The sequence below is a fragment of the Streptomyces triticisoli genome (assembly GCF_003270085.1).
Taxonomy (GTDB): Bacteria; Actinomycetota; Actinomycetes; order Streptomycetales; family Streptomycetaceae; genus Streptomyces; species Streptomyces triticisoli.
This window is the reverse complement of record NZ_QFDQ01000159.1, coordinates 1-5,402: the sequence shown is the minus strand read 5'-3', so window position 1 is coordinate 5,402 and position 5,402 is coordinate 1. Positions and strand designations below refer to the sequence as shown.

The window sequence follows — 5,402 nt, the reverse complement described above, 5'->3', positions numbered from 1 at the left end:
CAGGGGGGACCCTGTGGGAGAGTAGGACGCCGCCGAACAAATATTGAAGAAAACCCCGCACCTCACGGTGCGGGGTTTTCTGCATTTCCGGGGGCTTAAGCCCCCATTTCAAAGTCGTCCCGCTGCCTTCAACGCCAGGTACGCATCCGCCAGCGCCGGCGCCAGGTCGTTCGGCGTCGCGTCGACGACCGTGACACCGTGGCGGCGGAGTTGCTCTGCTGTGCGCCGGCGCTCGGTTTGCGCCTGGGCCGCCGCAGCGGCCTCGTACACCGCCTCGACGTTTCCGCGGGACGAGGCCATCCGCGCGATGTGCGGATCCGCCACCGAGGCCACCAGCACCGTATGGCGCTGGGTGAGCTGTGGGAGCACGGGCAGCAGACCCTCTTCGACGGGCGCCGCGTCCAGAGTGGTCAGCAGCACGATCAGCGAACGGCGTGGAGCCGTACGCAGGGCCGTGGCCGTAAGACCTCGGGCGTCCGTCTCGACGAGTTGGGGTTCCAGCGTCGCCATGGCGTTGACCAGGGAGGGGAGGAGATCGTTTGCCGCGCGGCCCTGGACGAGGGAACGTACGCGACGGTCGTAGGCGAGCAGGTCGACGCGGTCGCCGGCGCGGGAGGCGAGGGCCGCGAGGAGCAGAGCCGCGTCCATGGCGGCGTCCAGGCGCGGGGCGTCGCCCACACGGCCCGCGGAGGTGCGGCCGGTGTCGAGGACCAGCAGGATGTGCCGGTCGCGTTCGGGGCGCCAGGTGCGTACGGCGACCGCGGACTGGCGGGCCGTGGCGCGCCAGTCGATGGAGCGGGTGTCGTCGCCGGGGACGTACTCGCGCAGGCTGTCGAATTCCGTTCCTTCTCCGCGTGTGAGCACGCTGGTGCGGCCGTCGAGTTCCCGGAGCCGGGCGAGCTTGGAGGGCAGGTGTTTGCGACTGGTGAACGGGGGCAGCACGCGTACCGTCCAGGGGACCTTGTGGGTGCCTTGGCGGGAGAAGAGCCGGAGAGGGCCGTAGGAGCGGATCGTGACGCGGTCGGCCTGGCGGTCGCCGCGGCGGGTGGGCCGCAGCCGAGTGGTGACGCGGCGGCGTTCGCCGGGCGGCACGGTCAGACGGTGACGGGAGGCCTCCGTCTCTGTGCCGGGCTGCCAGCTGCTGGGTGGCCAGGCGTCGCGCAGCTGGGCGCGGAGCGGGCGGCGAGAGGGGTTGGTGACCGTGAGGGTGACATCGGCGCTCTCGCCCAGACGTACGGAGGTGTCGCCGGAGCGGGTCAGGCCGAGGCGTCGTACCGGGGCGGCGAGGGCGTAGTCGCAGGCGCAGGCGACGGCCAGCGGGGCGTTCACGGCGAGGATGCCTGTCCAGCCGGCGTCCCAGATGCCGACAGGGAGGGAGCCGAGGGCCGCGAGGAGCGCGGCGCGTCCGGTGGGGGCCATCAGCGGGGGACCGGAACGTGGGAGAGGATCGCGTTGATCACCGAGTCGGCGGTCACGCCTTCCATTTCGGCCTCCGGGCGGAGTTGCACGCGGTGGCGCAGGGTGGGCAGGGCGAGTGCCTTGACGTCGTCGGGGGTGACGTAGTCGCGGCCGGTCAGCCAGGCCCAGGCGCGAGCTGTCGACAGCAGGGCCGTCGCGCCGCGCGGGGAGACGCCGAGGGTGAGGGAGGGGGATTCGCGGGTCGCCCGGCAGATGTCGACGACGTAGGCCGTGATCTCCGGGGAGACGGTCGTCTTGGCGATGGCGGTGCGGGCTGCTTCCAGGTCGGCGGGGCCGGCCACGGGGCGTACGCCGGCGGCGCGCAGGTCGCGCGGGTTGAAGCCCTCCGCGTGGCGGGTGAGGACGTCGATCTCGTCCTGGCGGGAGGGCAGCGGGATCGTCAGTTTGAGCAGGAAGCGGTCCAGTTGGGCCTCGGGGAGGGGGTAGGTGCCCTCGTACTCGACCGGGTTCTGGGTGGCGATGACCAGGAAGGGGTCGGGGAGCGGGCGCGGGGTGCCGTCGACGGTGACCTGGCGCTCCTCCATGGCCTCGAGCAGTGACGCCTGGGTCTTGGGTGGGGTGCGGTTGATCTCGTCGGCGAGGAGGAGGTTGGTGAAGACCGGGCCGGGCTGGAAGGAGAACTCGGCGGTGCGGGCGTCGTAGATCAGCGAGCCGGTCACGTCGCTCGGCATCAGGTCGGGGGTGAACTGGACGCGCTTGGTGTCGACGTCCAGCGCGGAGGCGAGCGTGCGGACGAGCAGCGTCTTGGCGACCCCGGGCACTCCTTCGAGGAGAACGTGTCCCCGGCACAGGAGGGCGACGACGAGACCGGTCACGGCGGGATCCTGGCCGACCACGGCCTTGGCGATCTCGGCGCGCAGAGCTTCCAGGGAGGACCGGGCGGCGGTCGCGTCCCCGGTGTGCCCGGCGTTGTCAGTGGTCGGGTCCATCATGGACGGCGTACCTCTCTTTCGAGGGCGTCGAGTCGGTCGGCGAGGGTGACGAGGGCCGCGTCGTTGCCGGGCGGCGGGCCGAAGAGCAGGTCGTGCAGGGATTGTCCGTCGCTGTCGATCCGGGCGGACAGAGCGGGGAGCAGGGCCTCGGGCGTGTGCGCCTGGGTGACGGGGACGCCTACGAGGGGGGCGAGGCGGGTGCGTGTGGTGGAGCGCAGAGCGGTGGCGGCGCGGTCGCGGGCGTTCGCCTTGAGGTAGAGGCGGGCGCGGCCTTCGGCCGTTTCGGAGGCGCGGATCGCGACGGGGAGTTTTTCGGGCACGAGGGGGCCGAGCCGGCGTGCCCGCCACAGGGCGGCCAGGGCGGCGGCGATGAACAACTGCAGGGTGCCCCAGAGCCAGCCCGAGGGAAGCAGGTCGAGGAAGGTGCGGTCGCCGGTGCCGGGGGCCGAGGCGTCGGAGAGCGAGGGGAGGTACCAGACCAGATGGGGGCGCGAGCCGAGGAGTTGCAGGGCGAGCGAGGCGTTGCCCCGCTTGTCGAGGCGGTTGTTGTGGAGGATGTCGGGCGCGCCGAGGACGACGGTGTCGCCTTCCTTGGCGGTCTGCGGGATGCGCAGCAGGGTGGGGAGCCCGTCGCTGGGGTAGCAGGTGTCGGCCCTGCGGGCGGTGGTGGAGTAGCGGATGCCGCCTCCGGTGTCCGCGGTGCCGGCGCGGCGGGCGGCGGGCAGGGAGCAGCCGGGGGAGAGGGTGGTGTCGAAGCTGGGTGCGGGGTCGGCCGTGACGCCGGGGGCCAGTCGGCCGACGGAAGGGGTGTCCGGGGCGACGAGGACGGTGCGTCCGCCGGAGGCCGCTGTTGCCGTGTGCAGCCGGGACTGCTGACCCTCCGTCAGCAGGTCGGGCGTGGCGACCAGCAGGGTCGTGTCGGGACCGGCCGCGGCCCGTGCCTGGTCGAGGGTGGTGACCACGCGTGTGGACACGCCGTGGTCGGCGAGGATCGCGGCGACGGCGCGGCTGCCGTAGGGGTCGGCGGAGCGCGGGTCGAGGCGGCCGTGCCGGCCGCCCGAGAGGAGTGCGGCAATCGCGACGGCCCCCACGAGGAGGAGGACGAGCGCGAGCAGGATGCCTCGCGTACGGGTCCACACCTGGTGGGCGGTGGGCGAGGCCGAGGTGGACGGGAGCGTGGCCTCGGTGGTCATTCGGCGGCTCCCTGGTGGGTGTGGGGGGCCGTGCTGTGGCTGGTGCTGGGGGGCCGGGGCTTGGCGCGTTCCAGGTCGCGGTCGAGTTCGGCGATGCGGTGGTACGCCTGGTCGGTCGTCCTGCGTCCGCCGTATGTGACGTCGTCGAAGTCCCGGGCGGCGGCGCGGAGCCGGTCGGCGTGCGCAGGGAGGGTGCGCCCGGCCTCGGCGGCCGCTTCGTCGGCGGTGCGTCCGGGGCGTACGTCGAGCAGGGTGCGTTCCTCCAGGGAGCGGACGATGGCGCGCATCCGTTCCTGGACGGCCTGGTTCCAGTGGCCTTGGGCGGCGTGTGCCTCGGCGGCGGTGCGGTGTTCGGCGGCGCTGCGGGGGCGGTCGTCGAACAGGGCGGTGGAGGAGGTGGGTTCGCGGCGTGGCGTGCCGAGACGCCACCACAGGGCGCCGAGCACGGCGAGCACGGCCACGGCGACGACGGCCAGGCCGACGGTACCGCCGGGTGTGGCGGACGAGGCGGAGTCGAAGAGCTTGCCGAGCCAGTCCCAGAAGGCGTTCAGGGCGCGTTGCAGCAGGCCGGGGTCGTGCTCGTGGTACATGCCCTTGGACAGCTCGCGCTGGGCCGCCTCCCGCGCGGGATCACGCGGGAGGGTCACCGGTGGTTCGGTTGCGTCGGCCGTGCGTGGAAGTGCCGGCAGCGCTGTGAGGACTCCCCCCGTCGGGCTCACGCCATCAGCTCCCCGAGGCGGGTACGTCGGCACCGTGGCTCGGGACGCCGGCGGCTCGGGCCAGTTCGAGGTCGAGGGCTTCGCGGCGGATGCGCTGGTCGATGTAGAGCAGCACGGTGACGCCGGCCGAGATCGGAAGCGTGATCATCGAGCCGATGACCGACCCGATCCCGGTGATGATCAGGTAGGTCCAGCCCAGCTCGGGGGTGCCGTTGAGGAAGTCGGCCAGACCGTCCCCGGAGAACGCCATGGCGATCCCGAGGAAGGGGAGGACGATCACCATGGAGACCAAGCCGGTGATGAGTCCGGTCAGCAACTGGATACCGAAGATTCGCCACCAGGAGCCGCGGACCAGCTTGCCGGAGCGGCTCATCGCCTTGGTGATGCCCTGCTTTTCCAGTATGAGGGCCGGTGGGGCCAGGCAGAAGCGAATCCACAGCCACAAGGCGGGCACGGAGGCGGCGAGGCTGCCCAGGAATGCCAGCGCGACGCCGCCGAAGGGGGATCCCGTGGCGGCCACGATGATGCCGGGCAGTGCGCCGACGGCGACTATGCCGAGGCAGATGAGCAGCAGCAGGAAGACCAGCCCGAACAGCTTGAGCACCTGCGGGCGGGCGTCCCGCCATGCCTCGCCGACGGTGACCGACTTGCCGAGTACCGCGCGGCTGGTGACCGTCGTGAGCAACGCGGTGGCCACGACGGTGCCGACCGAGGCGATCACGAAGACGACGCCGGAGCTGAGCAGGGAGTCGCCCATGGCACGGATGATCTCGGCGGGGGTGGCGTTCGGGTCGTTGAGTACCTGGTTGGCGGCGGCGTCGTCGAGAGCGAAGCGCTGCGCCAGGATGACGATGACCTGGATGAGGACCGCCACGACCAGAGAGATGCCCAGGACGGTGCGCCAGTGGGTGCGCATGGTCGTCACCGCGCCGTCGAGGATCTCGCCGAGGCCCAGCGGGCGGAGCGGGATCACGCCGGGTTTGGCCGCGGGCGGCGGGCCGCCCCAGCCCGCGCCCCAGGCACCGTAGCCACCGGGGCCGCCCGGAGCGCCGTAGCCGGGCCGGCCCCAGCCGGGGCCG

5 protein-coding genes are annotated in these 5,402 nt (G+C 72.6%); all 5 read right to left on the bottom strand.

Features of this window, described 5'->3' with window-relative positions; genetic code table 11:
• Positions 1-108 precede the first annotated feature (108 nt).
• Positions 109-1,419 (bottom strand): DUF58 domain-containing protein, encoded by a 1,311-nt coding sequence (locus DEP02_RS21450; RefSeq protein WP_112469311.1) that lies wholly within the window; start codon positions 1,417-1,419, stop codon positions 109-111.
• Positions 1,419-2,408 (bottom strand): AAA family ATPase, encoded by a 990-nt coding sequence (locus DEP02_RS21445; protein WP_112469310.1) that lies wholly within the window; start codon positions 2,406-2,408, stop codon positions 1,419-1,421. The genes DEP02_RS21450 and DEP02_RS21445 overlap by 1 nt, the downstream gene beginning before the upstream one ends.
• Entirely contained in the window at positions 2,408-3,604 is a 1,197-nt protein-coding gene (locus DEP02_RS21440) for a DUF4350 domain-containing protein (RefSeq protein WP_112469309.1), read from the bottom strand. The genes DEP02_RS21445 and DEP02_RS21440 overlap by 1 nt, the downstream gene beginning before the upstream one ends.
• On the bottom strand, positions 3,601-4,323 hold the full coding sequence (locus DEP02_RS21435) for a DUF4129 domain-containing protein (RefSeq protein ID WP_112469308.1): 723 nt from the start codon (positions 4,321-4,323) through the stop codon (positions 3,601-3,603). Before DEP02_RS21435 ends, DEP02_RS21440 begins: the two co-directional genes overlap by 4 nt.
• A 4-nt stretch (positions 4,324-4,327) precedes the next feature.
• Positions 4,328-5,402, bottom strand: a 1,075-nt coding sequence (locus DEP02_RS21430) for a DUF7847 domain-containing protein (RefSeq protein WP_112469307.1), incomplete at its 5' end; no start/stop codon positions are given.